Annotated in this window: 24 protein-coding genes; 13 read left to right on the top strand and 11 right to left on the bottom strand. The window is 63.6% G+C overall.

Translation table 11 applies throughout. The features are described from left to right. The first annotated feature begins 26 nt into the window (after window positions 1-26). From JN280_RS13015 to JN280_RS13030, 4 genes are read left to right on the top strand one after another with little or no spacing between them, the layout of a single operon-like run. The gene (locus JN280_RS13015) at window positions 27-887 is read left to right on the top strand and encodes a branched-chain amino acid ABC transporter permease (RefSeq protein ID WP_202312711.1); all 861 of its coding nucleotides are present in this window, start codon (window positions 27-29) and stop codon (window positions 885-887) included. Then, the gene (locus tag JN280_RS13020) at window positions 884-1915 is read left to right on the top strand and encodes a branched-chain amino acid ABC transporter permease (RefSeq protein ID WP_202312712.1); all 1032 of its coding nucleotides are present in this window, start codon (window positions 884-886) and stop codon (window positions 1913-1915) included. The genes JN280_RS13015 and JN280_RS13020 overlap by 4 nt, the downstream gene beginning before the upstream one ends. Then, window positions 1912-2658, top strand: a complete 747-nt coding sequence (locus tag JN280_RS13025; protein ID WP_202312713.1) for an ABC transporter ATP-binding protein — start codon at window positions 1912-1914, stop codon at window positions 2656-2658. Before JN280_RS13020 ends, JN280_RS13025 begins: the two co-directional genes overlap by 4 nt. Beyond that, window positions 2658-3356 carry an ABC transporter ATP-binding protein gene (locus tag JN280_RS13030; RefSeq protein ID WP_202312714.1) on the top strand — a complete coding sequence of 233 codons (699 nt, stop codon included), beginning with the start codon at window positions 2658-2660 and terminating at the stop codon, window positions 3354-3356. The genes JN280_RS13025 and JN280_RS13030 overlap by 1 nt, the downstream gene beginning before the upstream one ends. Before the next feature lie 93 nt (window positions 3357-3449). Here the strand turns inward: JN280_RS13030 and ligM are convergent, their stop codons facing one another. Next, entirely contained in the window at window positions 3450-4865 is a 1416-nt protein-coding gene (ligM, locus tag JN280_RS13035; RefSeq protein WP_202312715.1) for a vanillate/3-O-methylgallate O-demethylase, read from the bottom strand. 155 nt (window positions 4866-5020) lie between these two features. Next, a complete protein-coding gene (locus tag JN280_RS13040; RefSeq protein WP_202312716.1) occupies window positions 5021-5755 on the bottom strand; it encodes a GntR family transcriptional regulator in 735 nt (244 codons plus the stop codon). Window positions 5756-5933: 178 nt separating this feature from the next. Between JN280_RS13040 and JN280_RS13045 the strand changes: the two genes are divergently transcribed. From JN280_RS13045 to JN280_RS13060, 4 genes are read left to right on the top strand one after another with little or no spacing between them, the layout of a single operon-like run. Next, on the top strand, window positions 5934-6671 hold the full coding sequence (locus JN280_RS13045; protein WP_244743275.1) for an alpha/beta fold hydrolase: 738 nt from the start codon (window positions 5934-5936) through the stop codon (window positions 6669-6671). Beyond that, window positions 6664-7017, top strand: a complete 354-nt coding sequence (locus tag JN280_RS13050) for an extradiol ring-cleavage dioxygenase (RefSeq protein ID WP_202312717.1) — start codon at window positions 6664-6666, stop codon at window positions 7015-7017. The genes JN280_RS13045 and JN280_RS13050 overlap by 8 nt, the downstream gene beginning before the upstream one ends. Next, window positions 7010-7852: a class III extradiol dioxygenase family protein gene (locus tag JN280_RS13055; protein ID WP_202312718.1), complete on the top strand. Its 843-nt coding sequence runs from the start codon at window positions 7010-7012 to the stop codon at window positions 7850-7852. Before JN280_RS13050 ends, JN280_RS13055 begins: the two co-directional genes overlap by 8 nt. A 5-nt stretch (window positions 7853-7857) precedes the next feature. Beyond that, window positions 7858-8181 carry a YciI family protein gene (locus JN280_RS13060; RefSeq protein WP_202312719.1) on the top strand — a complete coding sequence of 108 codons (324 nt, stop codon included), beginning with the start codon at window positions 7858-7860 and terminating at the stop codon, window positions 8179-8181. Between the two features lie 54 nt (window positions 8182-8235). Here the strand turns inward: JN280_RS13060 and JN280_RS13065 are convergent, their stop codons facing one another. The 6 genes from JN280_RS13065 to JN280_RS13090 are packed head-to-tail and all read right to left on the bottom strand — an operon-like array spanning window position 8236 to window position 13422. Then, window positions 8236-9099, bottom strand: coding sequence for an NAD(P)-dependent oxidoreductase (locus JN280_RS13065; protein ID WP_202312720.1), 864 nt, complete (start codon window positions 9097-9099; stop codon window positions 8236-8238). 8 nt (window positions 9100-9107) lie between these two features. Beyond that, entirely contained in the window at window positions 9108-9956 is an 849-nt protein-coding gene (purU, locus tag JN280_RS13070) for a formyltetrahydrofolate deformylase (protein ID WP_202312721.1), read from the bottom strand. 36 nt (window positions 9957-9992) lie between these two features. Then, window positions 9993-11066, bottom strand: a complete 1074-nt coding sequence (locus JN280_RS13075) for a 4-oxalomesaconate tautomerase (RefSeq protein ID WP_202312722.1) — start codon at window positions 11064-11066, stop codon at window positions 9993-9995. Next, window positions 11059-11730 (bottom strand): 4-carboxy-4-hydroxy-2-oxoadipate aldolase/oxaloacetate decarboxylase, encoded by a 672-nt coding sequence (locus tag JN280_RS13080; protein WP_202312723.1) that lies wholly within the window; start codon window positions 11728-11730, stop codon window positions 11059-11061. The genes JN280_RS13075 and JN280_RS13080 overlap by 8 nt, the downstream gene beginning before the upstream one ends. After that, entirely contained in the window at window positions 11730-12458 is a 729-nt protein-coding gene (locus JN280_RS13085) for a PIG-L deacetylase family protein (RefSeq protein ID WP_202312724.1), read from the bottom strand. The genes JN280_RS13080 and JN280_RS13085 overlap by 1 nt, the downstream gene beginning before the upstream one ends. 4 nt (window positions 12459-12462) lie before the next feature. Then, entirely contained in the window at window positions 12463-13422 is a 960-nt protein-coding gene (locus tag JN280_RS13090) for a VOC family protein (RefSeq protein WP_202312725.1), read from the bottom strand. Window positions 13423-13933: 511 nt separating this feature from the next. On the opposite strand from JN280_RS13090, the gene JN280_RS13095 reads away from it, so the two are divergent. Beyond that, on the top strand, window positions 13934-14854 hold the full coding sequence (locus tag JN280_RS13095) for a methylenetetrahydrofolate reductase (RefSeq protein ID WP_202312726.1): 921 nt from the start codon (window positions 13934-13936) through the stop codon (window positions 14852-14854). Between the two features lie 12 nt (window positions 14855-14866). Here the strand turns inward: JN280_RS13095 and JN280_RS13100 are convergent, their stop codons facing one another. Next, window positions 14867-15787: a LysR family transcriptional regulator gene (locus JN280_RS13100; RefSeq protein WP_202312728.1), complete on the bottom strand. Its 921-nt coding sequence runs from the start codon at window positions 15785-15787 to the stop codon at window positions 14867-14869. A 136-nt stretch (window positions 15788-15923) separates the two neighbouring features. Here JN280_RS13100 and JN280_RS13105 point away from each other — a divergent pair, with 136 nt between their 5' ends. The 4 genes from JN280_RS13105 (at window position 15924) to JN280_RS13120 (ending at window position 20922) form a co-directional block, all read left to right on the top strand. Next, window positions 15924-17144, top strand: coding sequence for a urate hydroxylase PuuD (locus JN280_RS13105; RefSeq protein ID WP_202312729.1), 1221 nt, complete (start codon window positions 15924-15926; stop codon window positions 17142-17144). A 141-nt stretch (window positions 17145-17285) separates the two neighbouring features. Then, the gene (gene guaD, locus JN280_RS13110) at window positions 17286-18608 is read left to right on the top strand and encodes a guanine deaminase (RefSeq protein ID WP_202312730.1); all 1323 of its coding nucleotides are present in this window, start codon (window positions 17286-17288) and stop codon (window positions 18606-18608) included. Window positions 18609-18740: 132 nt separating this feature from the next. Next, entirely contained in the window at window positions 18741-19244 is a 504-nt protein-coding gene (locus tag JN280_RS13115; RefSeq protein ID WP_202312731.1) for a heme-degrading domain-containing protein, read from the top strand. Window positions 19245-19644: 400 nt separating this feature from the next. Further along, window positions 19645-20922 (top strand): glycerate kinase type-2 family protein, encoded by a 1278-nt coding sequence (locus JN280_RS13120; protein WP_202312732.1) that lies wholly within the window; start codon window positions 19645-19647, stop codon window positions 20920-20922. Between the two features lie 20 nt (window positions 20923-20942). Here JN280_RS13120 and JN280_RS13125 read toward each other — a convergent pair whose 3' ends face one another. Beyond that, complete coding sequence (locus JN280_RS13125; RefSeq protein ID WP_202312733.1) at window positions 20943-22328, bottom strand: glutamine synthetase family protein; 1386 nt, start codon at window positions 22326-22328, stop codon at window positions 20943-20945. A gap of 38 nt (window positions 22329-22366) precedes the next feature. Then, a complete protein-coding gene (locus JN280_RS13130; RefSeq protein WP_202312734.1) occupies window positions 22367-23749 on the bottom strand; it encodes an aspartate aminotransferase family protein in 1383 nt (460 codons plus the stop codon). Between the last annotated feature and the right edge of the window lie 201 nt (window positions 23750-23950).

Here is a 23950-nt window from a genome sequence, read left to right on the forward strand (position 1 = left end):
CGCCGCGCACGAGGAAGTTGGAAGCCATGCTGACAATCCTGTTCGACGGCATCGCCTACGGGATGCTTCTGTTTGTTCTTGCCTGCGGATTGTCGATCACGCTGGGCTTGATGAATTTCGTCAACCTGGCGCACGGCGCCTTCGCCATGGCCGGCGGCTACATCACCGTGATCATGATGAACCATTTCGGCATCTCGTTCTACTGGTGCCTGCCGGTGGCGTTCCTCGCCGTTGCCGCGATTGGCGCAGCGCTCGAGCGCACGCTGTACCGCAGACTCTACAAGGCCTCGCATCTCGATCAGGTGCTGTTCTCGATCGGACTGGTCTTCATGTCGATCGCGGCGATCGACTATTTCGTCGGCGGCCAGCAGCAACTGATCAACCTGCCCCCCGAACTGAGGGGCCGCTTCGAACTGTTCGGCGTCGGCATCGGCCGCTACCGGCTGTTCATCATCCTCATCTGCGCGATTCTTGCGGCGGTGTTGCAGCTTGCCCTGACGCGGACCCGCCTGGGCAGCCAGCTCCGTGCCGCCGTCGATGACGGCCGGGTGGCCCGGGGTCTCGGCATCAACGTCTCGGTCATCTTCACACTGACTTTCGCACTCGGCTCGGGCCTTGCCGGCCTGGGTGGCGCGCTCGGCACCGAGATTCTCGGTCTCGATCCCAATTTCCCGCTCAAGTTCCTGATCTATTTCATGATTGTCGTTACCGTAGGGGGCACTTCCTCGATCACCGGGCCGTTCGTCGCCGCGCTGCTTCTGGGCATCGCCGATGTCGCCGGCAAATATTACGTGCCCCAGCTCGGCGCCTTCATCATCTATGCCGTCATGGTCCTGGTCCTGATCCTCAGGCCGCATGGACTGTTTTCCCGGGAGGGAGGACGATGAGCGGCGACAATATGAACCCTGGCAGGGAGGCGATCGCCCTGCTTCAACGCTCCGGTCGTTGGCAGATCTGGGAAGTCGCTCTGTGGCTCGCGGCCATAGCGATGATATTCATTCTCCCGTCGAAGTCGCTGATCCTCACGGAAATAGCGATCCTGGCGTTGTTTGCGGTGTCGCTCGACCTGATCCTTGGCTATGCCGGCATCGTCTCCCTCGGCCACGCTGCGTTCTTTGGTCTCGGCGCCTATGTCGCGGGCCTGTTTGCCAAGCATTGTTTCTCCGAGCCCGTAACCGGCTTGCTTGTGGCAGGATTGGCCAGCGGTGCCTTTGGATTCGCCACCAGCTTCCTCGTGTTGCGCGGCTCGGATCTGACAAGGCTCATGACAACCTTTGGCGTCGCCATGATGCTGGCCGAAGTGGCGAATCAGGTCGCGTGGCTGACCGGCGGCGCCAATGGCCTCAGCGGAGTCATGATCACGCCGATCCTGGGCGTGTTCGAGTTCGACCTGTGGGGGCGCAACGCCTATATCTATGCCCTCGTCGTACTCATGGTCCTGACCCTGGTCGCCCGTCGCATCGTGCATTCCCCCTTTGGCTTGTCGCTGAAGGCCATCAAGCGCAATCCGATGCGCGCTTCGATGCTTGGCGTTTCGCCGACGCGGCGTATCGTTGTGATCTATACGATCGCGGCGGCCTACGCCGGCATCGCCGGTGCGTTGCTCACCCATACGACAAGTTTCGTCTCCCCCGACGTGCTCGCCTTCTCCCGCTCGGCGGACGTGCTGCTGGTTCTGGTGATCGGCGGTGTCGGCTATCTGTATGGCGGTGTACTCGGCGCGGTCCTCTTCTCGGTCCTGCGCGACTGGCTGTCGGTCGTCACGCCGCAATACTGGATGTTCTGGATCGGCCTGATCCTGGTCATCATCGTGCTGGTCGGGCGCGAGCGCGTCAGCCGCTGGCAGACCTTCCTGCCAGGTTCTGCCGTCAGCCGTTTGGTCAATGTCCGGGCGGCCGTGGGGAAGAACAAATGATACCGGCGCTGGAAACCCTCAACCTGGTCAAGCGCTTTGGCGGCTTCGTCGCCACCAACGATGTTTCGCTCAGCATCACGCAAGGCGCGCGTCATGCCCTGATCGGCCCGAACGGCGCCGGCAAGACGACGCTCATCAACCTGCTGACTGGCGTGCTTGCGCCCAATGGCGGCCAGGTCCTGCTCGGCGGAGAGGACATCACCGCCTTGCCCGCCCACGCACGCGTGGGACGCGGCCTTTCGCGTACCTTTCAGATCAACCAGCTGTTCGGTGACTTCACGCCGCTCGACTCGATGATGCTGGCGATCGGCGAGCGCAAGGGGCATGGCCGGATTGCTTGGCGCCCCCTGTCGGCCGACCGCGAGGTTGCCGACGAGGCAGCCGCCTTGCTGGAGCGCTTCCGGCTAGCCGACGTGATGGCCACGGCCACCACGCTTCTTCCCTATGGCAAGCAGCGCCTGCTCGAGATCGCGCTCGCGATCGCCACGCGCCCCAAAGTCCTGCTTCTCGACGAACCCGCCGCCGGCGTGCCGGAAGAGGAGCGGCACGAGGTGCTGGGGATAGTGAGGGAATTGCCGGCCGATGTGACCGTGGTGCTCATCGAGCATGACATGGACCTCGTCTTTTCGTTTGCGGACCGCATCTCGGTGCTGGTCGCGGGAGCCCTGTTCGCGGAAGGGACCGTCGGCGAGATTTCGAAGGACGCCCAGGTCAAGGCCATCTATCTCGGGGAGGATGCGTGATGCCGGAACTTCTGCGCATCGAGCGCCTGGTCGCCGGATACGGGGAGGCACAAGTTCTTGCCAAGGTCGACCTGACGCTCGAGGAAGGCAAGTCGCTCGCCCTTCTCGGCAGGAACGGCGCGGGAAAGACGACACTGCTCGACACGATCGTCGGCGTGACGACCTATCACGCGGGCACGATCAGGCTCCATGGGCGCGACGTCAGCCGCCTGTCGGCGGAGCGGCGCGCGCCGTTGGGCATTGGCTGGGTGCCGCAGGAGCGCAACATCTTCAGGTCGCTCACCGTCGAGGAAAACCTCACTGCCACGGCCCGGCCGGGGGGCTGGGACCTCGGGCGCGTGTACGGGATGTTCCCGCGCCTGAAGGAGCGGAGGCGCAATCTTGGCAACCAGCTTTCGGGCGGCGAACAGCAGATGCTGGCCGTCGGCCGCGCGCTGATGCTGAACCCGAAGATCCTGCTGCTGGACGAGCCGCTGGAAGGCCTCGCGCCAATCATCGTCGATGAGCTTCTGGCCGCCCTGCGGGGCGTCGTCACGGGCGAAGGCATGTCCGCGATCATCGTCGAACAGAAGGCGCGCAAGGTACTGCCCTTGACCGACGATGTGATCGTGCTCGAGCGCGGCATCGTCGTCTACCGCAACACCGCCGCGGCGTTGCTGGCTTCACCGGAAACGCTGGATGCGCATCTGAGCGTTTGACGCGTCGAAGCGGCGCGGGGCGCGCCCCAACGGCTGGCAATCGTACGAAAAATGGCGCCCGAGGGCGCCATTTTCTTGTCCGGCCTGGAAGGATCAACCCTTCTTGGTGCGCCAGCTGTCGGCATAGTTTTCGCGCGCTTCGCGGGCGTAAGGCGTCGGCGAAACGCGGACGCGGATCTCCGCCTGCTTGTGCGGACGCTCGATCGAAGCCTTGCTCGAACCACCGTTCGGTTCGCCCCAGACCAGCGTCAGCACGTCGCCTTCCCGGACGTCCTGATCGACAATGCCCAGAGACAGCATGCAGCGCTCGTTGTAGCTATAGCCGTTGAACATCGACATGCCGACCATCTTGCCGTCGTGCAGCACCATATCGGCGCTGGTGGAGGCGTAGTTCGGCTGCGGGAAGTCGATCCATTTGTAGTGTTCCTCGCCTGGACGGAAAGCCGAGGCGATGACCTCGACGACGTCCTCGGCGTTCCACTCGAACGTCACCTTCTTGCGATTCTTCTGGCCCTTCATCTTTTCGAGCGCGGCCTTGCCGACGAAGTCATCCTTCTTCCAGCCGATATAGAAGTCGTAGCCGAGCTCGAACGGATTGACGTAATAGTCCTCGATGTTGTCGGAGACGAAGCTGCCGCCGATGGCCCCGATAGCCTCGTAGGAGTCCGCGCCGAGCCAGTCGCGGTAATCCTTGAGCATGCCGTCACCGGTGTAGATGCCCGGCAGCGGCGAGGGGATCCAGCCCGATTCCAGCGTATTGGTCGAGTAGGCGCGACTGCCGCAGCGGACGAGATCGACGCCGGCATCCTTGGCCGCCTCCAATATGCAGGACAGGATGTAGCTCTTGTCCTCGTAAGGGCCCCAGATTTCCAGGCCCGGCGCGCCCGACATGCCGTGGCGCAGTGCCTGCACCTTCCTGGAGCCGATGTTGATCCGGTCGACGTGAAAGAACTTGATCTCCGGGATGGGACCACCATTCATCTTCTCGAGGATCTTCGGCGCGTCCGGGCCCTGGATCTGGTAACGATAGTGGGTGCGCAGCACGCGCTCGCCTTCCGGCCGCGAGGGCGAGCGGGGGTCATGCCTGATGCGAACGTTCCACTTGCCGTAGGCGGCGCAGAACATCAGCCAGTTCGAGGTCGGCGCGCGGCCGACGAGGACGAACTTGTCCTCGCGCTCGCGGAAGATGATGTGGTCGCCGATGACGTGGCCGTTCGGCGTAACCGGCACGAAGTGCTTTGCGCGGTTGAGACCGAAGTTCGAAAACGAGTTGACGCCGTGATAGGCGAGGAATTTCTCCGCGTCCGGGCCTTCGACGATCAGTTCATCCATGTGGTGCGACTGATCGAAAAGGACCGCGGAGTTCCGCCACGCTGCCTGTTCCGTGCGCCAGTTCGAGAATTCCGCCGTCACCACCGGGTATACATACATGCCGGTCTGGGAGCTGCGCAAAAGCTCCACGATGTTCCGATTCTTTTCCAAAACCTGGGAAAGGCTTTGTGACGACATATCGATTCCTCCCTTGGGATCAGCGTAGTGTATACATTCATGCCGATAGGGGCGGAGAATGCAAGTGCCTTTCTTCCCGCAACGCCAACTTTGGGGGGGCAAAAGGAGAACGCGGCGACCAAGGTCGCCTCGCTCATGTATTCATGATCGACGTTCTATCTGTGGATCAGGGCGAGGCCCGGAATCTTTGTGAGAAGGCCCGGGTCCTTGGCGAAGATGTATTCAAGGTTGTGTCGAGCGGTGCGCGCGTGCTCGCGTGCGATTGCTTCGGCACGCGCACCCTCCCTTGCGGCTATTGCCTGGACAAGCGCCCGGTGCTGTTCCTGTGCCGACCACAAGGAGCGGCGGAAGGCGACGATCTCCGTCTTGTTCGGCAGGAACGCCGACGGCGAGGCAAAGGGGAGGGCGCTGGCGCGCTCCACCTCGCGCCGAATGATCTCGCTGCCGGGCAATGCCGCGAGTTCCAGATGGAAGCGCTCGTTGAGGTCGGAATAAGTATCAAAATCGACCTCGTCCTGGCCGGGGCCGAAACAGGAATCGAGCTGGACAACGATATCGTTGATCCGCGCCAGCGCCTCCGGCGAAACGCCGCGCTCCGCAGCAAGTCGCGCCGCCGTGCCCTCCATCACGCCACGCAGTTCGATCGAGTCGACGACATCGGCATAGCCGAATTTGCGCACCACAAAGCCGCCGTTCGGCAGGCGGTCCAGCAGGCCCTCCTCGGCAAGGCGCGACAGCGCCTCGCGGACAGGTGTACGCGAAATGTCGAGCGTTTCGGCGAGAGGAACCTCGAAAAGACGCATGCCGCCCGGCAATTCGCCGCTGATGATCTTTTCCCGCAACTCGATCACCGCGCGACGGCCATGTGTTGCGACTTCGCTAATCTTCATCGGCAGTCCCTTTTCCCCTGCATGCAGCTATAGCACCGGCCCCGGAGCGAGCGAAGCCCCCTAAGGCAGTCAGCCAATCCCAGCCAATCATGTATCCATCTCTGTCCCGGAGAACACCAGAAAACGCGTATCTGCGAGAAATATTGTAGCCGTTTGTTGACACTATGTATACATTATGATGTGGCTGGGGCTGGAGGCCACCAAAGTGACAACGCTCGTACTCATTCCGGGACTTGTTTCAGACGCCCTTGTCTGGGCGTCCCTGGCCGACGCCGTCGCCGCAAGAATGCACGCCCACGCGGCGGACCTATCGACGGGCGCCTCCATCTCCGGGATGGCCGAGCAATTTCTTGGAGAGACCTCAGGCGACATCATCGCCGTGGGGCATTCCATGGGCGGCCGTATCGCTATGGAAATGGCGCGTCTGGCTCCCGCTCGCGTCCGCGGACTGGTCCTCGCCAACACCGGCCACCATCCTCGGCGCGAAGGTGAAGAGATCAAACGTCGGCAGATGATCGAGCTCGGGCATCGCAGCATGGAAGCTCTCGCGGATTCCTGGCTACCTCCCATGCTCAACCGGGCGCGCGTCACAGACACGGCGCTCGTCTCCAAATTGAAAGCGATGGTGCTCCGTGCCGACGCGCATATCCATGAGCGCCATATCCGCGCGCTCCTCGGTCGACCGGACGCCAGCGCGTATCTGGCCGAGATAACCTGTCCCATCCTGCTCGTTGCGGCGCGCCAGGACGGCTGGAGCCCGATCGCTCAGCACCAGCAGATCGCCGAAATCGCGCCAGATGCGGAACTAGCCGTCATCGAAAACGCTGGTCATTTTGCGCCGGTAGAGCGTCCCGCCGAGGTGACAGCCGCCATCACCGACTGGCTCGATCGCAGATTTGGAGAGGCAAATGCCTGAGCAGAAGACAGCGATTCCCGACACGCCGCTATTCGACCGGGCAGGGTCGATCCGCGGCTACAGGATCAACAAGATGGCCATGGGGCTCGGTCGAGCGGAGAACCGCGCCGCCTTCGAGGCGGACGAGGAAGCCTATCTCGACCGGTTCGGCCTGAATGCCCAGGAAAAAACGGCCGTCCTGTCGCGCGACTGGCATGAAATGGTGCGCCTGGGGGGCAACCTGTTCTTCATCTTGAAGATTTCGGCCGTCGACCCCACTGCCATCACCCAGATCGGCGCGGCGCAGGCAAGCATGTCGCATGACGATTTTCTCTACGAACGACTGGGAAGAAGGCGCAATGGCTAAGATCATCGGCGGCATCGGAACGAGCCATGTTCCCTCTATCGGCGCGGCACTGGACAAGGGCCTGCGCGATACGCCCGACTGGAAGCCGTTCTTCGACGGCTACGAAGCGGGCAAGGAATGGATGCGCGAGGCCAAACCCGACATTGCCGTTGTCATCTTCAATGACCATGGCAACACTTTCTTCCTTGATCGCGTTCCGACCTTCGCTGTGGGCGTTGCCGACACCTACCAGCCCGTGGACGAGGGCTGGGGTCCACGCGCCATCCCGACTTTCGAAGGCGCTGTCGACTTCTCCTGGCACTTCGTCGACCTGCTGGTCGAGCGCCATTTCGATCCGATGGTCTGCCGGGAGATTGAAGTCGACCACGGTCTGCAGGTGCCGATGGAACTGTTCTTCGGCCGTCCGCAGACGTGGCCGGTGAAAGTGCTGCCGATCTGGGTCAACACGATCCAGTACCCCATCCCGACCCCGCAACGCTGCTGGGAGATGGGGGGAGTGCTCCGCGAGGCGATCGAGAGCTGGCCCGGCGACGAACGCGTCGTGATCCTTGGCACGGGAGGGCTGTCGCATCAGCTTCAAGGCGCGAGGGCCGGCTTCATCAACCAGGCCGCCGACCGCGCCTGGCTGGATGGCATCGCTGCCGATCCGGAACCCTACCGCACCATGACTCGGGAAGACTATGTCGAGCAATTCGGCTCCGAGGGCGCCGAACTGATCATGTGGCTGGTAATGCGGGCGGCAATGAACCCGCAGGTCGACCTGATCCACAAACATTACCACGCCCCCGCCTCGATGACGGGCGCTGGAATGGTCGTGTTGGAAAACGCGGGCTGACGCGTATGTTCTTTCTCATGCGTTGTCTGCATCATCCGGGCCAGGATGTCTCCCGCGACACACACCGGCCGGCACATCGTGCCTGGGTGCAGTCGGGCGGAGAAGGTCTTGCATCGGTCCTGATCGGCTCGGCCCTGCTCGACGAAGGTGGGGCGCAGATAGGCAATTTCGGAATCCTGGAGGCCGAGAGCCTCCAGGATGCGAAAGCCTTCGCCGAGGGAGATCCGTTGCACCGGGCCGGCGTCGTCCAATTTATCGAATTGACCCCGCTTCCCGACACTTTCCAGGCGGCGCGCATCGCCGACCCGATGACGACGATCCGGCGCTGAACGAAGGCGAGCCGCCACAGCGGCTCGCTGCAAATCGGCAGGAGACGGAATCTCCTACGGCGACCTGGCCAGCCGGCGCGCGAGCACGTGATCGACAGTCGGCTTCAATCCCTGCTCCGACGTGACGCCGCAGGCACCCATCCGTTCCTGGACCGCGGCAATCGCCACCGCCAGGCCCCCATGAAGGCCGAGTGCGTCCAGCGTCGCCGCACTCTCGTGCATCTCCGCTGCCCGGCGGCGTCCATGCCGCGTCGTGCGCTCCATCTGGTATTCGGCGAAGTGCGGCCAGTCGAGGCCAGGATACGAACTCGACAGCGACGCGAGAATCTCGTCGAAGCAGCCAGAGGCTCGAGCGGCAAGCAAGGCCTCGACGGTGATGGCTTCCAGCCCCTTGACAAAGACCGAACGCACCATCTTGATCGCGGTCGCGGCACCTGGCGCATCGCCGGCGATCTCTGCCGTGAAACCGAGCGCCAGAAACTCCGGCAGCATCTGCGAGGCGGCAGGCCCGGCGAGCAGTACCGGTGTCCGGTGCTTGCGTGGGAGCACAGGCGCCATCACCGCCATATCGATATAGTTCGCGCCGGCGGCCTCCACGGCTGCTGCCGTCTGGCGCTTGCGCTCCGGGGATACGGAGTTGATGTCGACGAAAACGTGCCCCGGCCCAAGATGCGGCAGGAGCGGCTGGACGGCGAGCAGGCTCTGGTCAGCGGTCACGGCGCTGAAGATCAGGTCGGCAGCGCCAAGCGCTGCCGCCGTTTCCGCGATCTGGGCGCCGCGCACGGACATCGCCTCACGCATCGCTTCGTCGCCGGAAAGAAGCAGAATGTCATGCGCCAGCACGACTGCGGCGGCATCTTTCAATCCCTCGTGAAAGGCGCGCGCCGCCTCGCCATAACCCAGGAACCCGATCTTCATGGTACGTCCTAATTCATGAACACGACGGTCTTGCGCTTGTTGAGCAGGACGCGGTCTTCGAGATGCCAGCCAACAGCGCGCGCCAGCACACGCCGCTCGATGTCGCGGCCCTTGCGCACAAGAGCGTCGGGCGTATCGGTATGGCTCACTGCTTCCACGTCCTGGCAGATGATCGGCCCCTCATCGAGGTCGCCGGTCACGTAATGCGCCGTGGCGCCGATCATCTTGACGCCGCGCTCATGCGCCTGGTGGTAGGGCTTTGCGCCCTTGAAACCCGGCAGGAAGCTGTGATGGATATTGATGCAGCGTCCCGAAAGGTAGGCCGAGAACTCGTCGGACAGCACCTGCATGTAGCGCGCCAGCACCACCAGCTCGACCCCGTTCTGCTCGATCAACGCGCGAATCTGCGCTTCCTGCTGCGGCTTGGTGTCCTTGGTGATGGGCAGATGGTGGTAGGGAATGCCCTCCATCAGCGTCAGGTTCAGTGCTTCGCGCGGATGGTTGCCGACGATGCCGACCACTTCCATGTTGAGCTCGCCAATCCGCATCCGGTAGAGTAGATCGCCGAGACAGTGGTCGAACCTGGAAACCAGCAGCAGGACCTTGCGCTTCAGGCCGGCTGGCCGCAGCGCCAGATCGAGACCGAAAGCCTTCTCCTCCTCGGCGATTGCCGCCCGGAAGTCCTGCTCCGGCCCGTCCATGGAGAAGGCGACACGCATGAAGAACATGCCTGTTTCGGGATCGTCGAATTGATTTGCTTCAGTAATGTCGCCACCGTGGCTCGCGATGCGCCCGGCGACGGCGGCGACGATGCCACGTCTGTTGATGCAGCGCAGGGTCAATATGTAGTCGGCCATAAATCCTCTCTGTCGCGGGGATGCATCCTCGCTGTGTCATCCAAATATGTGTCCGTCGAAAAGCTTGCGGGCGGTGCGCAAGACCGCCGCATTCGTGACCACCCCGTCGCGAACCGTGGCAATCACGCTCATCTCGCCGGTGGGATGTTCAACGGAGAGGAGCTTTTCGCCGCCTTCCGGCACAGTTGCAAGTTCGGCGGCCGGGCCTTCGGGCAACAGGCATGCCGTGGCGACGCTGACCGCGCCCAAAACCCCGATCGCGTCATGACAGCGGTGGGGAGTGTAGGTGCGCGTTGCGATGGCGCCGCCGCCCCGTGGCGACGAAACCATCGTCATCTTCGGTACCGATTTCCTGGTCACGTCGCCGAGGTTCATCCGTGGCCCCGCCGCCAGGCGGATCGTTTCGAGCCTGGCGCGAAGTATCCCGTCGGCTTCCAATGCCTTGGGCGTCTCGATGCCGGAGATACCAAGGTCGGATGCGCGCATGACGACGCAGGGCATGCCATTATCGATCAGGGTGCATTCGATGCCGTCGATGACATCCGATGCATGGCCTGTCGGAAGCAATGCGCCACAGCTCGAACCGGCCGTATCGGCGAAGGTGATCGGCACGGGTGCTGCTGTGCCTGCAACCCCGTCGATACGCGCATCCCCTTGATAGCTCACGCGTCCGCCGGGCGTCTCGATCCGTACCGTGGCGACCTGGCCGGTATTTTCCATGTAGATACGGACTTCGGTCTGGCCTTCCCTCGCGGTCACCAATCCACGCTCGATCGCGAACGGCCCAACGCCCGCAAGGATGTTGCCGCAGTTCTGGCCATCCGTAACGACAGGCTGGTCCACGAATATCTGCAGAAACAGGTAGTCGACGTCGACACCGGGCCTTTGCGATCTTTTCACCACGGCGACTTTGGACGTCAGCGGGTCGGCTCCACCCATGCCGTCGATCTGGCGGGGGTCGGGAGACCCCAATGCGCGCAGCAAGAATCCATCACGGTCCTCAGGCAGTTCGTGCGCCAGGAAATAGCCGCCCTTGGAGGTGCCGCCGCGCATCCACATGCAGGGTACGCCGGCGGCCGGATCGACCACGCGCCGCGCAGGATCAGACATATTTCAGCCCTTTCTCAGCCAGCCGCTCGCGCATCTTGTAGATGTCCAGGCCAAGTTCTCCAGCCGCCAGCCTGACCCGCTTGGCCTCTTCCGCCGCGACACGGGCCTCGGCCTTCCCGGCGACGCTCTCGGCTTCCTCGCGGCGAACGACGCAGACGCCGTCATCGTCGGCGACGATGACGTCGCCCGGGTTGACCAATGCGCCGGCGCAGACGACCGTCACATTGACCGATCCAAGCGTCTCCTTCACGGTTCCCTGCGCAAAGACGGCCTTCGACCATACCGGGAAGTTCATCGCCCTCAGATCGGCAATGTCGCGTACACCTGCGTCGATGATCAGGCCGCGGCAACCGCGTGCCCGTGCCGAAGTCGCCAGAAGGTCGCCAAAATAGCCATCCTCGCAGGGGCTCGTCGGCGCGAGCAACAGAATGTCACCGGCCATCAACTGCTCGATGGCAACATGAACCATCCAGTTGTCTCCTGGAGGAGCTGAGATGGTAACGGCGCTCGCAGCCAGGCGCGCACCCGGATAAATCGGCCGCATATAGCTCGCCAAAAGCCCCTTGCGCCCTTGCGCCTCATGAACAGTGGCAACGCCACAGGCTGCCAACCGGTCGATGACGGGCTGTTCGGCGCGTGCGATATGCTGAACCACGACGCCCATCAGAGTCCATCCACCGTGCGCGGGAACACCGACTGGAAGCCTTCGGCATGGGTGGCCTTGCGGCCGCCGGACTGGCCGCCGGAATTGCGCATGAAATGATTGCCGCGGTTCTCGGCGACGTTCTTGTAGTAGTGCCAGAGGTGTTCCTGGCCCTCCATGCACTGGATGGCGGCCCATTTCTTGTTCCAGACGCTGGAGATGTCCAGGAAGACGTCGGGCTTCCACTCCATCTGCTCGGTCTGATGCGGCTCAAAGAGATAGAGCTGCGGGGCGCCCAGCACCTTTTCTCCAGGATTGTGCCCCCAGGCCTGCGCGATCATGCGCGCCTCGATGGCGATCTGCGTCGCATACATGTGGTCGGTGTTGTAGGGGTCCCATTTCGAATGGCTCAACATGAATTCGGGCTGAACCTTGCGGATCACGTCGACGATCCGGTATTTCGCCTCGCGGTCCACTTCCAGCGGATAGTCGCCGAGGTCGAAGAACTGGATGTCATGGACTTCCAGAGCCTTTGCCGCGTTCTCCGCTTCCACACGCCGTGCGGCCTTCACTTTCTCGAGCGTCATGCCCGGGTTCTTCCACAGCTTGGCGCTCTCGCCCCGCTCACCATAAGAGAGGCAGAGCACGGTGACCTCGTAACCCTTTTGCTGATGCAGGGCGATCGCGCCGCCGCAGCGCCAGACGAAATCGGCGGAATGGGCGCTGATGACGAGTGCCGTCTTTGCCATGAGTTCAGTCCTTCCTGCCCACGGGGGGCGTACCATGGGTATGAAATGTTTCGATAGTCTTCAGGCCCCAGGCCTGACCTTTCTTCCGCTCGGTCTCCGTCCAGGTCACCGTCGGCCAGTCGGGCCGCAGGATCAGGCGCGCCCCGGCATTGGCAAGTTCCACCCGATTGCCGGCCGGCTCCCAGACATAGAGGAAGAACGTGCCCTGGATCGCATGCTTGTGGGGGCCGGTTTCGATATGAACGCCGTTCTCGAGAAAGATGTCGGCCGCCCGAAGTATGTCCTCGCGCTGGTCGACAGCATAGGTGACGTGGTGAAAGCGGCCTTTCGTTCCGGTGTGATCCTCGGAATAGGCAATGTCGTAGCTTTTGTTGTTGACAGTGAACCAGCACCCGCCAAGTCGCCCATTGTCGAGCTGGATTTGTTCTGTCACCCGGCTGCCCAATGCCCGGGTCATGAAATCGCGGATCGCGGAGACGTCTGCTGCGAGCAGGTTGAGATGGTCCAGCCTGCGCGGGCAGGCGCCGCGGCCATGGTAGCGCTGGGCAATGTTCTTCAGCGCGGGACGTTCGTTGTCCGGCGCCTCGTAAACCCGGGTATCGTAGTAGAGCTCGAAGATGTGGCCATCCGGGTCGGTGAATCGATAGGCACGACCATGGCCGGCGTCGCCTTCCACCCAGCCGATGCCGCAGCCCATTTGCTCGATGACTGCCACGCGCCGCTCCAGCGCCTCCGGTGATGCGGCCCGGTATGCCACATGCCCAACACCGGTCGTGTGATGGCGTGTCAGCTTAAGGGTGTGGAACTCGTAGTCGTCGAAGGCGCGCAGATAGGCGCAGCCGTCTTCGACAAGGCTCGCGCTAAGTCCATAGACCCTTGTGAAGAAGTCCAGGCTCTGCTCGAACCTGTCGGTATAGAGTTCGACATGGCCAAGATGGGCCACATCATAACAAGGCTCCGTCATGGCGCCATCCTTGCGTAAATGAGGTCACTGCGGGCTGGATCATGTTTCGTCGGTCAGACATGCGTTCGAAGCCCCGACGCCGTGTTGCCGATCCAGGATGGATGTCGGTTCGCACTGCATTGGCGTGCCCGCAGAGCATGCCTAAACTCCCGACTGTCGACTAGTGGCAAGGTTCCTGCTCGCGGGCAATTTCGTTCCGCTGCGAGAGACAAACCGCAGTTCCGGATGCCTTGGGCCTGGTTCGGCGTAGCCGCTGTGGGCGGCCATCGCAGAGCCGTCCCGTTGAGCCGTTTCCACGCTTCCTTCTTCCTCCCAATCGGCGATTGTGCCCGCTGTCTGCCTCATTCGATGGCTTCCAGATGTATTCTTTATGCGGCATCCGCCGAAGCGGTGCAATGCGTAGAGGCGCGAATTTTGGCTATTTTTGCAGAAACCTAAGGCTGGCTTGAAAAATCATTTTGGAGTCATGTATACATTCTGCGGCTTTGAGGATTGTCGCAGGAGGATGCGAATGGCTTTGCTGAATTTCACCGCCAGGTCCAACGCGCGAAGCCCCAATCCGGCCTTTTCGGATCTGATCGACGGCTGGTCGATCGAAGTGACGCCCAGAACGGCGGCCAAGATCGACGACTTCAGGGGCATTCTGCCCGCCGGCACCCGAGTGTACATCGCGCACCTGGAAGGTACGCCGATCGAGGACATGGTTGCGACCGCAAGGCGGCTCAACGCCGAAGGTTTTCCCGTGATGCCGCACTTCCCCGCGCGCAGCATCCCCAACGCATACACACTGGAGGACTGGCTCCATCGCTACCGCGGTGAAGCCGACGTGAAACAGGCACTGCTCCTGGGCGGTGGCGCATCGACGCCTTCAGGCGCTTTCAACAGTTCGATCCAGCTTATGGAGAGTGGATTGTTCGACCGTCATGGCTTCACGCATTTGCACATTGCCGGCCACCCGGAAGGCAATCGCGACATCGATTCCGACGGGTCGACGGCGAACGTGGATAATGCCTTGTTCTGGAAAGAGGATTTTTCAGCCAGGACCGATGCTGAGATGGCCATATTGACGCAGTTCGCTTTCGACGGACGCTCCGTGGCGACCTGGGCGGAGCGAATTCAGGCGGCCGGCGTCACACTGCCGATCCATGTCGGCATTGCCGGGCCTGCCAAGCTGCAGACGCTGATCAAATACGCAATCTCCTGCGGCGTAGGGCCCTCGCTGAAGGTGCTGCAGAAGCGAGCCCTCGACGTCACGCGGCTTCTGCTTCCATATGAACCGACAGAGGTCGTCGCCGACCTGGCGGATTACACTGCCCGCAACCCAGGCGGTTTGATCCGGAAACTTCATGTCTTCCCGCTGGGCGGCATCAAGAAGAGTGCCGAATGGATGGGAAACCACGCCCCGGCCGAGAACAACACAGTCTTCGCCTGAGCCGGGGACACATCACTTCCCCGCCAATATGTCCCGGATCAGCCTCTGGCAGCGGTCGGCCATGAAGTCGAGCAGCAGGCGAACCTTCGGGTCCTGCAGCTTCTTGTGCGGATAGACGGCGGCGAGTTGCACCGGGGTCGGCGGGGTCTCCTCCAGGATGACCTTGAGGCGCCGGTCGCGGATGAAGGGTTCCACCTCGAAGCGGGGCTTGTTGACGATGCCGCGCCCGGCGAGCGCCCAGCCCGTGAGAACGTCGCCGTCGTCGGAATCGAAGGGGCCATGCACCTCGAATTTCGCCGAACCGTTTGATGTCCTCAGTGTCCAATAGAATTCCTTCGATCCGGGAAAGCGCAGCATGAGACAATCGTGTTTCTTGGAGATCAGCTCGGCCGGGTCGGAAGGCACGCCGCGTGCCTCCAGATATTTGGGGGAGGCGACCAGCACGCGCTCGCATTCCATGATGCCGCGCATCCTGAGGCTGGAGTCCTCGATCACGCCCAACCGGAAAGCCACGTCGATGCCCTCCTTGAGGATGTCGACATTGTGGTCGGAAAGCCGAAGCCTGACCTCGATATCGGGATATTTGTCGTGGAAGTCGGGAATGCCCGAGGCGATGAAACGGCGGCCGAGGCCGAGGGGAGCGGTGACGCGGATCGCGCCGCGCGGCTGGCCCGACAGGGCGCTGACCGCGGCTTCCGCCTCGACGATCGCCTCCAGCACCTGCTTGGCGCCGGAATAGAAAACCGTGCCGTGCTCGGTCGGCATCAATTGCCGCGTGGTACGGTTGAAGAGGCGCACGCCGAGATGTTTCTCCAGCTCCTTGATGCGGTTGGAGGCGACCGCCGGCGATATGCGCATGTCGCGGCCGGCGGCCGAGAGATTGCCAAGTTCCACGACGCGGACAAAGACGGCGATGTTGTCGAGATAGGCCATGTGTTCCCGGCTGCGTTTCGCGTGCCGGCAAGGTAGTATTTTTTATTTTTTTTTGAAAGTCATCGCGCAGCTTCGGTCTTTCCGTTTGCGGCACGGCACGTAAAGTCCTGAAATCGAGCGAGGTGAGGACCAACGCATGCTGGATCTGGCGATCTTCTGGGACTGGCTGAGTTTCGGCGTGCGCTGGCTGCATGTCGTCACCGGCATCGCCTGGATCGGCTCGTCCTTCTATTTCGTGGCGCTCGATCTCGGCCTGCGCAGGCGTCCCGACCTTCCGGTGGGCGCCTATGGCGAAGAGTGGCAGGTGCATGGCGGCGGCTTCTACCACATCCAGAAATATCTGGTCGCGCCGGCCAACATGCCCGAGCATCTGACCTGGTTCAAATGGGAAGCCTATTCCACCTGGATGACCGGCTTCGCGCTGCTCTGCGTGGTCTACTACGCCGGCGCTGACCTCTTCCTCATCGACCGCAATGTTCTCGATGTCTCGGCGCCGGTGGCGATCGGCATCTCGATGGCCTCGATCGCGGTCGGCTGGATCGTCTACGACCTCCTGTGCAAGTCGCCGCTCGGCAGGAGCGACACCGGCCTGATGCTGTGCCTCTTCGTGGTGCTGGTATTCATGAGTTGGGGATATACGCAGCTCTTCACGGGGCGCGCGGCCTTCCTGCATCTGGGCGCCTTCACCGCCACCATCATGTCGGCGAACGTCTTCTTCATCATCATCCCGAACCAGAAGAAGGTGGTGGCCGATCTGATCGCCGGCCGCAAGCCCGACCCCGCGCTCGGCGCCCAGGCCAAGCAGCGCTCGCTGCACAACAACTACCTGACGCTGCCCGTCCTGTTCCTGATGCTGTCGAACCATTATCCGCTGGCGTTCGGCACCCAGTACAACTGGGTCATCGCGTCGCTGGTGTTCATCATCGGCGTACTGATCCGGCACTATTTCAACACGACCCATGCGCGGAAGGGCGACCCGCTGTGGACCTGGATTGCCGCCGGCGTGCTGTTCATCGTGATCATCTGGCTCTCGACCGTGCCGAAGGTGCTGACCGGCGAGCCGAAGGCGGCGGCCGTCAACGCGGTCTACACCGCCTCGGCCCATTTCCCCGCGGTGCGCGACACGGTGATGGGCCGTTGCGCCATGTGCCATGCGGTCGAGCCCTCCTATGAAGGCATCTATCATGCGCCGAAGGGCGTGGTGCTCGACAGCGACGCCGCGATCGCCGACCATGCCCGCGAGATATATCTGCAGGCGGGGCGCAGCCATGCCATGCCTCCGGGTAACGTGACCCAGATCACGCCCCAGGAGCGCGACCTTCTGGTCGCCTGGTTCGAGGAAGCACGGAAGAAGTAGAAGGCTCGGAGAACGCCCCTGATCCGCCTGCCTGACCTTCCTCCGGCTGCCGGAGGAAGGCCAAACGGCCACGCCGATTTCCTCCCCAAACATGGGGAGACGGGCCAGGCCCGAACCGAACGGAAAGATTGCGAGCCTGTCATGACCACGACCCTCATCCGCGGACGCACACTGAGCTTCCACCGCTGGCCCGACAGCATCGACGATATTGCCGCTTACCGTTACGAGGAGGATGGCGCGGTGCTGGTGCGTGACGGCAAGATCGTGGCGTCGGGCGCCTATGTTGATGTCACGGCCGAGGCCGGACCTGACGTCGAAACGGTCGACCATCGGCCGCATCTGCTGCTGCCGGGTTTCATCGACTGCCACGTCCACATGCCGCAGATGCAGATCATCGCCTCCTACGGCGCCGAGCTGCTCGACTGGCTGAATACCTATACGTTCCCGGAAGAGACCAAGTTCCGTAACGCCCAGCACGGCCGCCGCATCGCCCGGCTGTTCCTCGACGAGATGGTCCGCCAGGGCACGACAAGCGTGGTCGCCTTCTGCTCGGTGCACAAGGAATCCGCCGAGGCCTTTTTCGCCGAGTCGCACGACCGCGACATGCTCAACATCGCCGGCAAGGTGATGATGGACCGCAACGCGCCCGAAGGGGTCCTCGACACGCCGCAGTCCGGCTATGACGACACCAAGGCGCTGATCGATGCCTGGCACGGGCGCGGCCGGCAGCATTACGCGATCACGCCGCGTTTCGCGATCACCTCGTCGCCCGAGCAGATGGAGATGGCGCAGGCGTTGATGCGCGAGCACCCCGATCTCCATATGCAGACCCATCTGTCGGAGAACCACGCCGAGATCGCCTTCACCCAGGAGCTTTATCCCTGGTCGACCGACTATACCGACGTCTATGAACGCTACGGCCTGCTCGGCAAGAGAAGCCTGTTCGGCCACTGCATCCACCTGTCGGAGCGCGAAGCGGACGCGCTTTCGGCCAGCGGTTCGGTTGCCGTGTTCTGTCCGACGTCGAACCTCTTCCTCGGCTCGGGCCTGTTCGACTATCAGCGTTTCCGGCAACGCGAGAACCCGCTGCGGATCGCAGCCGCGACCGATGTCGGCGGCGGCACCAACTATTCCATGCTTCGCACCATGGACGAGGCCTACAAGGTCATCGCGCTCAACGGCGAGAAGCTCAATCCTTTCGCTTCCTTCTGGCAGGTCACGAGGGGCAATGCCGAGGCGCTGTCGCTGGCCGACAGGATCGGTACGCTGGAGCCAGGCACGGATGCCGACCTCGTGGTGCTCGACGCGCGCGCGACGCCGGTCATGCGGCTGAGGATGGAGACGGTCTCCTCGCTTGCCGAGGAACTGTTCCTGCTCCAGACGCTGGGCGACGACCGTGCGATCGCGGAAGTCTATGTCTCGGGCAGGGCGGCAAAGACGACGATGGTCACGGTCGACCCCTGATTGGGGGCAATGAGCGGAGAAAATCGGCCTCCCGCTGTTGACCCGGCGTCGCGTTCGCGCCAAGCCGTCAGGACACAGACGCGCTACAGCATCGGCCCAAATCGTGCACGTGGCGCTCCAATGGAGGGAGACATGGCGGCCGCGGACGACATCAGGAAAATCGCTGAGCAGGAGGCCAGCCTTGTCTTCGAGAGCTTCGACGAAGCGACGGCCTTCGCCATCGGTTCGCTGGTCCGCGACGCGGGGCTCGCCGGCAAGCTGCCCATCGTGGTCGACATCAGGACCTGGGACCGTCCGCTGTTCTACGCCGCACTTCCCGGCTCGACCGACTCAAACCGGAACTGGGCGCGGCGGAAGCACAATGTCGTCAGGATGTTCCTGAAGAGCAGCTATCGCATGGTGCTCGAAAAGGCCCGACCCGACCGGACCTTTCCGGTCGGCGAGGGGCTGGACCCAGCCGACTATGTGCTCGCGGGCGGCGGTTTCCCCGTGACGGTCAAAGGCGTCGGCGTCGTCGGCGCAATCTGCGTGTCGGGCCTGCCCGAACGGCAGGACCATGAGGTGATCGTGGCCGCGCTCTGCAAGCATTTCGGGCTGGATGCGGCCGCTCTGGCGCTCGGGCCGGTGGAAAATTGATGTCGCGCCAGCCCCTCATCCGCCTGCCGGCATCCCGCAACCGACTGCGGCAGGCACACATCGCGAAAATACCCCTCATCCGACCGCGCGGAGCCTGTCCTCGGGCTTGCCGAAGGCAAGACCCGTGGGCGCGGCCACCTTCTCCCACAAGGGGAGAAGGGAACGCCTGCACTGAAGTTTCGGCCAATCGCAAGCGTGGTGATTTTGCCGCCACGGTAAAGCTGGGCTCCGGCCTTCTCCCCTTGTGGGAGAAGGTGGCCTCGCCCGCCGGGGCGAGGTCGGATGAGGGGTACTTTCGCGATGTACGCGTGCCTTAGCCGCCTGCGGGCGAGTTGGCAGCAGCCGGATGAGGGGCAGCGCGACATCGAATGAAGGGATGAAGCGGAGGACGGCTGAACTCATGAGCATCGATCCGAGGGAACTCCTCACTTCCATCTTCCGTGCGGCCGTCGCAGCGGCCGATCCCGAACTGACCATCCGCAAACACCTCCCGCAAAAGCCGAAGGGACGCACGATCGTCATCGGCGCGGGCAAGGGGTCGGCCCAGATGGCGGCCGCCTTCGAGAAGGCCTGGGATGGGCCGCTGGAAGGGTTGGTGGTGACCCGCTACGGCTATGGCGCGCCATGCCGGCGGATCGAGGTGATCGAGGCGGCACATCCCGTGCCTGACGAAGCCGGGCTCGGTGCCGCCCGTCGCCTGCTGGACAAGGTGAGCGGCCTGACGTCGGACGACCTCGTCGTCGCGCTGGTCTCCGGCGGTGGATCGGCCTTGCTTCCCGCGCCGCCCGACGGCCTCACACTCGCCGACGAGATCGCGGTCAACCAGGCGCTGCTTGCCTCCGGCGCGCCGATCGCGGCGATGAACACGGTGCGCAAGCATGTCTCGCTGATCAAAGGCGGGCGGCTTGCGGCGGCTGCCTTCCCGGCGCGCGTCGTCTCGTTGGTAGTTTCGGACATACCGGGAGACCATCCGGCCCTCGTGGCGTCAGGGCCGACCGTGCCCGACGCGGCGAGCCGCGCCGACGCGCTGCGCATCGTCGAAACCTACGGCATGAACCTTCCGGAGGCGGTGATGGCGCATTTGAAATCAGCCGCCGCCGATGCGCCTGCGCCCGCCGATGCCAGGTTCTCGCGCAACGAGGTGCATGTCATCGCCTCGGCGGCGGTCTCGCTTGAGGCAGCAGCCGCAGAGGCCCGGCGCCATGGGATGGAGGCCGTCATTCTCTCCGATTCCATCGAAGGCGAGGCACGCGACGTGGGCTCGGTCCATGCGGCCCTCGCCCGCGAGGTGGCGACGCGGGACCGTCCGTTCAACAAGCCGGTGCTGATCCTGTCAGGCGGGGAGACGACCGTCACCTTACGGGCCAAGGGCAAGGGCGGCCGCAACAGCGAGTTCCTGCTTTCCTTCGCCATCGGGATCGACGGCGTCGCGGGCATCCATGCGCTCGCCGCCGACACCGACGGCATCGACGGATCGGAGGACAATGCCGGCGCCTTCGCCGACGGCGGCAGCGTGTCGCGCATGCGGGCTCATGGCGTCGATGCCAAGGCCATGCTGGCGGGCAACGATGCCTGGACTGCCTTCAATGCCACGAGCGATCTGTTCGTGCCGGGCCCGACCGGCACGAACGTGAATGATCTCAGGGCGATCTTGATTGGAGAACCGGCGGCCTTCTGACCGCCGATCCGTGGTAGCGGCTACACCTCGTGGAGGTAGAGGTGGTAGTCGAGCTCGCTCACGGTGCGCGCGACGCGCAGATACTCGGCTTCCTTGATTGCCGTGAAGGTGCGGTGCAGGTCGTCGCCCAGCGCCTGCCTCAGGAAAGCCGAGGCCTTGGCGGCCTCGATCGCGGTTCGCCAGTCTCCCGGCATCGCGCCCTTGGATGATGCCGCCTCATAGCCGTTGCCTGTGGTCTCGGGACCCGGATCGAGCTTCTCTTCCAGCCCCTTGGCGATGCCGGCCAGGACGGTGGCGGCGACGAGATACGGGTTCGCGTCGACGCCGGAAGGACGATGCTCGATGCGGCGGTTCTTCGCATCGCCTGCCGGCACGCGCAGCGCCACCGAACGGTTGTTGACGCCCCAGGTCGGCGCGACCGGCGCATAGGATTGCGAGACAAAGCGGCGCCAGGAATTGGCGTGTGGGGCGAAGACGAGCATCGATTCGCCCATGGTTTCGGCAAGGCCGCCAAGCGCATGGAGCAGCAACGGCGACCAGCTTCCCTCCCGCTTTTCGGTGAAGATGTTGGCGCCGGTGTCGTCGAGCAGCGAGACGTGGAAATGCATGCCGGAGCCGGCATATTTCTCGATCGGCTTGGCCATGAAACAGGCGGTCACGCCGTGGCGTCGCGCCTGCGCCCGCACCAGGCGCTTCAGCATCAGCAGGTCGTCGGCCGCGCGCATGACATCCTTGCGGTAATCCAGCGTCAGCTCGTACTGGCCCGGCGCATATTCGGAGATGACCGTCTCGGCCGGAATGCCCTGCACCTTGGCGGCCGCGTAGATGTCGGAGAAAAGCGGCTCCATGCCGTGCAGATGATCGACCGAATAGACTTCGGTCTTGCCGCTGTGCCTGCCGTCGACGATGGCGCGTGCCGGCTGGACGCGGCCCTCGCCGTCGCGTTCGTTGGCGAGCAGGAAGAACTCCAGCTCGAAGGCGCCGGCCGGATGCAAGCCGCGCCGGGCGAACGCTTCGACCTGTCGGGCAAGCGCATGGCGCGGATCCGAAGTCATCGGCTGGCCGTCGAGATGATACATCGACATCAGGAGCTGGCCGCGTGCGGGGCTGGTGCCGTGGAGCGGCACAAGCGTGCCTGAGATGGGCCAGGCGCGCAGGTCGCCATCGCCCGAATCCCAGATCAGGCCGGTCTCGTGGACGTCTTCGCCGGTGATGTCGAGGCCGAGGATCGATATCGGCAGATGCCGGCCGTTTTTGTAGAGGCCTTCCAACTCGTGGCGCCGGATGATCTTGCCCCGGCCGACACCGTTGGCATCGGTGAGCACGATATCGAAAGCCTCGATCTCGGGATGGGCATCGAGAAACGCCTGGGCCTCGTCGATCGTCGATCCGGACGGTGAAGTCATGGAAAGCCTTTAAGCAACTGGAATACGGCGCGCTTGTCTCATGCCGCAAGCTTTGCAGCAATATCGCCGAAGGCCGAGATCAGCAGGTCGACTTGTTTTGCCGTGGTCGGCGGAGAAACCAGCATCATATTGTGGAAGGGCGCGATCAGCACGCCGCGATTGACGAGCGCGACATGGATCGCCGCTTCCAGTTCCGGCGCATGCGCATCCTCGGCGTCGCCGCCGTTCCTCAGCGGCCCCGGCGCGCAGATGAATTCGACGCGCGCCCCGACCCGAACCGCATGCCAGGGCAAGTCATGTCTGGCGATCTCGCGCCGCAGCCCCGCCTCGAGCCGGCCGGCGAGCCGCTCCACATGCGCGTAGTTCTTCTCGGTCATCACCTCCTCGAGCGTCGCCCGCATCGCGGCGAACTGCAGCGGGTTCGCCGACAGGGTGGTGCCCATGCCGGAATAACCCGGCTCCTTCGTGCTGTTGTATTCCTCGTAGCGCGCTGCCACCGCGTCGCTCATGCCCCAGATGCTGGCCGGCACGCCGCCGGCGACGGGCTTGCCGAGAACGAAAAGGTCGGGCTCCAGACCGTGACTCGACGTATAGGCGCCGAGGCCGGTCGAAATGGTGTGTGTCTCGTCGATCAGCAGCAAGGTGCCTGTGTCGCGGGTAAGCTTGCGCAGGGCGTCGTGGAAGCCGGGATCGGGCAGCACCATGCAGCAATTGGTGAGCACGGGTTCGGTGATGACGCAGGCGACGTCGCGGTCGCTGAGCGCCGCCTCCAGCGCCGGCAGATCGTTGAACTCGACGATGCGCGTGGCCTGCGTCAGGTCGCGGAATTCTCCGGCGAGGCCCGGCCGGTTGACTGGCCTGCCATCCTTCAGCCGCACCATCGTCTCGTCGACCGAGCCGTGATAGCAGCCGTTGAAGACGAGGATTTTCGGCCGGCCGGTGACCGCGCGGGCGATGCGCAGCGCGAAGCGGTTGGCGTCGGTGGCGGTCGTGGCGATCTGCCAGTGCGGCAGGCCGAAACGTTCGCGCAAGAGAAGGCCGACGGCCAGCGCATCCTCGCTCGGCAGCATATAGGTCAGGCCCCTGGAGGACTGCCGGCGAATGGCGCGCGCCACGGGGGCGGGCGAATGGCCGAACATCGAGCCGGTGTCGCCCAGGCAGAAATCGGCGAGCGTGTTGCCGTCGACATCGGTGATGGTGGCGCCCCTGGCCTGCTCGACCAGGATGGGGAAGGGCGTCGGCCAGTCCCTCATCCAGTGCATGGGCACGCCGCCGAAATAGCCCTCCGCGCCCTTGCCGACCGCCGCAGCCGCTTTCGGCCGCGCCTTGCGGAAGACCTCGGCTTCGCGCTCGCGCAACTCGGCGATGCGCGACAGCACGATCCCGCCCTGTTGGGATGCGGACATGTCGACGATGTTCATTCCATGACGCCCCTATTTTGCGGCGCCACTCTAGCCAGCGAGATGACCGGCCGGCAATCGCTCCTTCCCGGCTTCGCGCATCCTCAATGAAGGTATCGAGCTGAAACAGCACTTCGGAGGCAAACACGCCCGCTTCGCGGTCGAACAACGCCGCCGTATCGGAATCCAGCGCATGTTCGCAGTCTTCAACCAGGGCGTACA

The sequence above is a fragment of the Mesorhizobium sp. L-8-10 genome (assembly GCF_016756635.1).
In the GTDB taxonomy this organism is placed as follows: Bacteria; Pseudomonadota; Alphaproteobacteria; order Rhizobiales; family Rhizobiaceae.